This is a genomic window from Microcystis sp. LEGE 08355, assembly GCF_015207185.1.
In the GTDB taxonomy this organism is placed as follows: Bacteria; Cyanobacteriota; Cyanobacteriia; order Cyanobacteriales; family Microcystaceae; genus Microcystis; species Microcystis panniformis.
In genome coordinates this window covers 1-3737 of the sequence record NZ_JADEXI010000464.1, presented here as the reverse complement: position 1 = coordinate 3737, position 3737 = coordinate 1, and the positions used below count along the sequence as shown (strand labels likewise).

Below are 3737 nucleotides of genomic sequence, written 5' to 3'. Positions count from 1 at the left end.
GATAACTGATAACTGATAACTGATAACTGATAACTGATAACTGATAACTGATAACTGATAACTGATAACTGATAACTGATAACTGATAACTGATAACTGATAACTGATAACTGATAACTGATAACTGTTGCTTAAATTATCCCCAAAGGACAAAATTGACCCGATAATTCTAGTTTATTGTTTTGCAGCAGATATAAACCGTATTCAATTCCTTCCACCACTGCTTGATAGGAAGCTTCCAAAATATTACTAGACACTCCCACGGTAGTCCATCTTTGTTGACCGTTACTCGACTCGATTAAAACCCTAGTTTTCGCTGCCGTCCCCGAACCACTATCGAGGATTCTCACTTTATAATCGGTCAGGTGAAAGTTAGCAATTTCGGGATAGAATTTGACTAAAGCCTTTCTTAAAGCCAGATCTAAAGCAGCCACAGGCCCGTTACCCTCGGCCACTTCTAATAAATCTTCCTCTTTTACCTGTACTTTAATTGTCGCGATTGCATTACCACTATCCCGCAGCATATCACAATAAACTTGGAATCCTTTTAATTCAAAAAGGTCGCTTCTCTGTCCCAAAGCTTCCCGCATTAATAACTCAAAACTAGCTTCGGCTGCCTCAAATTGATAACCCTGACTTTCCAAGATTTTTAAACGTTCCAATATTTGCCGACAGGTGGGATCATCTTTATTTAAATCGATGCCAAAACTGCGCGCTTTCGCTAAGACATTACTTAATCCCGATTGGTCAGAAATGACGATGCGGCGCTGATTCCCGATCGCTTCTGGATTAATATGTTCGTAGGTCAGGGGATTTTTCGCCACCGCAGAAACGTGAATACCACCCTTATGGGCAAAAGCGGAACGTCCGACGAAGGGAGCATGATCATCCGGGGCTAAATTGACCATTTCGCTGATTTTTCGGCTAGTTCCCGTCAATCGGCCTAACTGATTTTCTTCTAGGCAAGAAAAGCCCATTTTTAACTGAAGATTGGGAATTAAAGTACATAAATTGGCATTGCCGCAGCGTTCCCCATAACCGTTAATTGTGCCTTGAATCATGCGTGCGCCCTCGTTAACTGCCGCTAAGGAGTTAGCTACGGCGGTTCCTGCGTCATTATGGGCATGGATGCCTAATTTAGTCCCATTTTCGTTATCAGGATCGATGCCCAATTGCTCCCGCACTTTCTCCACAATAGGGGCGATTTCTTGGGGTAAAGTGCCACCGTTGGTATCACAGAAAACTAACCATTCAGCCCCGGCAGCCCTGGCGGTTTTCAGGGTTAAAAGGGCGTATTCGGGGTTATTTTTGTAACCATCAAACCAATGTTCGGCATCATAAATGACTCGTCTTCCCTGACAGCGTAGATACTCGATCGTATCTCCTATCATGGCTAAATTCTCCTCCAGACTGGTTTTTAAGCCCTCTGTGACGTGCAGATCCCAAGATTTGCCGAAAATTGTCACCCAACGGGTTCTAGCGGCGAGAATGGCGGTTAACATCCGATCTTCCCGGGCCTCGATCTGGGGGCGACGCGTGGAACAAAAAGCGACTAATTCCGCTTGTTTTAGGGGTTCTTCCTGCAGTTTCCAGAAAAATTGACCGTCTCTAGGGTTTGCGCCCGGCCAACCGCCTTCGATAAAAGGAATACCCATCCGATCTAATTCCCTGGCGATTTTAATTTTATCTTCGAGGGAGAGGGAAATACCTTCTCGCTGGGCCCCGTCCCGGAGAGTAGTGTCATAGACCCAAATGCGCTTACCATTGTTCATAGAAATAGTCAATAAGTGTTAATATTAATTAATAACTGTAGCAAGTTAAAATCACGTCCCTAATGCCTAGAATAACAGTTTACGGTCAAACAATCACCTGCGATCGAGGTGCAAATCTCCGTTCAGTTATCAGTTATCAGTTATCAGTTATCAGTTGTCAGTTTTGAGTGAACAGTATTAAGTGTTAAAGTGTTAGAGTATTAAGTGGCAGTTTTCTGCTGTGTTTTCACCGATTACTGTTTACTGTTTACTGATTAAGGTTATCAAATGAACGAGACAATAACTTTTCGGATATCACCAATAATTCGGGTAACTTTATTAAGTTTATATGTGGCGTTAACCATCCCTTTACCCTTTTTAGCAAAAGTCACTAATTCCCCTGTTAATTCCAATTTTCTCTGGGTAGGAATTAGCTTAGGATTAATCGCTTTATACGGAGCTTTAAGTGAAAGAGTGATTTTATCAGAGACAGGGATACAAGTTACCTATCCCCAATGGTTTCCCGCTTTTCTTCGCTCTGGTTGGTGGTTAAATTGGACAGATATAAAAGAACTTAAATGTCGCAGTACAGGACAGGGTGGTTTAGTTTATTATTTCCTTGATCGCTCCGCAGAAAAAGCCTATTTATTGCCGATGCGAGTAGTGGGATTTAATCGCATGGTCAAAATAATCGAGGAAAAAACTAACTTGGATATGACTGATATTCGCCCCCTTTCTCAGCCTTGGATGTATGGAATTCTTTTTACTCTCACCCTATTTTTATTATTAGTCGATGCTTGGACTATTGCTACGGCGAGAACTATTATTCCCTAATAAATTCGGCTCAAAACGTAATCCACTAGCTCGATTAACACATCTTTTGAGGGAGAAGAAGCTAAACATTCAAGGTGTTTTAAGGCACTTTGACCGTATTGATCGGCTAATTCTTTTGAGCGAGGAATACCTTGGCTAGAGTGAATAAAATCAAGAGCTTTTTCGATGTCTCCTTCCTGACTAAATTCCCGTTCGATCAACACTTCTATATAGGGATTTTCCTCCATAGCAAAGAGAGCGGGAGCGGTGATATTACCACTGATCAAATCGGAGCCAGAGGGTTTTCCTAATACTTCCGTGGGGGAGGTAAAATCGAGAATATCATCGACGATTTGAAAAGCTAATCCTAAATTGCGACCATAATTATATAAATGATGATTAACTTCAGCCGATTGCTCGCTTAATACCCCAGCCGCTTTGGCACTGTTGGCAATTAAAGAAGCCGTTTTGTAGTAACTTTTTTCTAGATAAGCTGCCAAGGAGATACTGGTATCAAAGCGATTAATTCCCTGTTGAATTTCCCCTTCAGCAAAATCACGAATCACTTCCGAGAGCAATTTTACCACTTCTAAATTATCTAAATTAGCTAGATACCAAGAAGATTGAGCGAAAAGAAAATCCCCCGCTAAAACCGCCACGCGATTGTCAAATAAACTGTTAACGGTGGGAACACCGCGGCGCAATTCTGCCTCATCTACCACATCATCATGGACGAGACTGGCAGTGTGGATCATCTCCGTGATTTCCGCTAATCGACGATGACGGGGAGTGATATCCTGGTCTAACATAGTAGCGCGAGATACCAGCAACACGATCGCCGGTCGAAGGCGTTTACCACCGGCCTCGAACAAATGTTCTGCTGCCGCCGCTAAAATGGGATGACGAGCGCCGACGAGGTTTTTTAAGTTATCGGTCAAAAGACGGAGATCATCGTCAACGGGTGCGAATAAAGAAGTTGTTGGGATCATTGGTTAGCCAATTGGCGAGATAGTTACGAAAGTTTACATATCCTTACATTTATTTTAAGCTAACCGTCCAGACTAGGGAAGGGGAAGCATCAGTGATCAGTGATCAGTAATCAGTAATCAGTAATCAGTGAGGGGTTGGAGGTTGGGGTTTTGGGGTATTAGTTGAAATTTCCCCGTCTCCCCC

Annotated in this window: 3 protein-coding genes; 1 reads left to right on the top strand and 2 read right to left on the bottom strand. The window is 42.7% G+C overall.

Features of this window, described 5'->3' with window-relative positions:
- Positions 1-131 precede the first annotated feature (131 nt).
- Positions 132-1772 carry a citramalate synthase gene (cimA, locus tag IQ242_RS19220; RefSeq protein WP_193961069.1) on the bottom strand — a complete coding sequence of 547 codons (1641 nt, stop codon included), beginning with the start codon at positions 1770-1772 and terminating at the stop codon, positions 132-134.
- Positions 1773-2039: 267 nt separating this feature from the next.
- Between cimA and IQ242_RS19215 the strand changes: the two genes are divergently transcribed.
- On the top strand, positions 2040-2585 hold the full coding sequence (locus tag IQ242_RS19215) for a hypothetical protein (RefSeq protein ID WP_193961068.1): 546 nt from the start codon (positions 2040-2042) through the stop codon (positions 2583-2585).
- Here IQ242_RS19215 and sds read toward each other — a convergent pair.
- Complete coding sequence (gene sds / locus IQ242_RS19210; protein ID WP_193961067.1) at positions 2582-3553, bottom strand: solanesyl diphosphate synthase; 972 nt, start codon at positions 3551-3553, stop codon at positions 2582-2584. The two genes, IQ242_RS19215 and sds, sit on opposite strands and share 4 nt — an antisense overlap.
- Between the last annotated feature and the right edge of the window lie 184 nt (positions 3554-3737).

Bases quoted from the DNA above. Each gene is read 5' to 3' on its own strand.
- cimA (WP_193961069.1), bottom strand. From the start codon at position 1,772: ATGAACAATGGTAAGCGCATTTGGGTCTATGACACTACTCTCCGGGAC.
- IQ242_RS19215 (WP_193961068.1), top strand. From the start codon at position 2,040: ATGAACGAGACAATAACTTTTCGGATATCACCAATAATTCGGGTAACT.
- sds (WP_193961067.1), bottom strand. From the start codon at position 3,553: ATGATCCCAACAACTTCTTTATTCGCACCCGTTGACGATGATCTCCGT.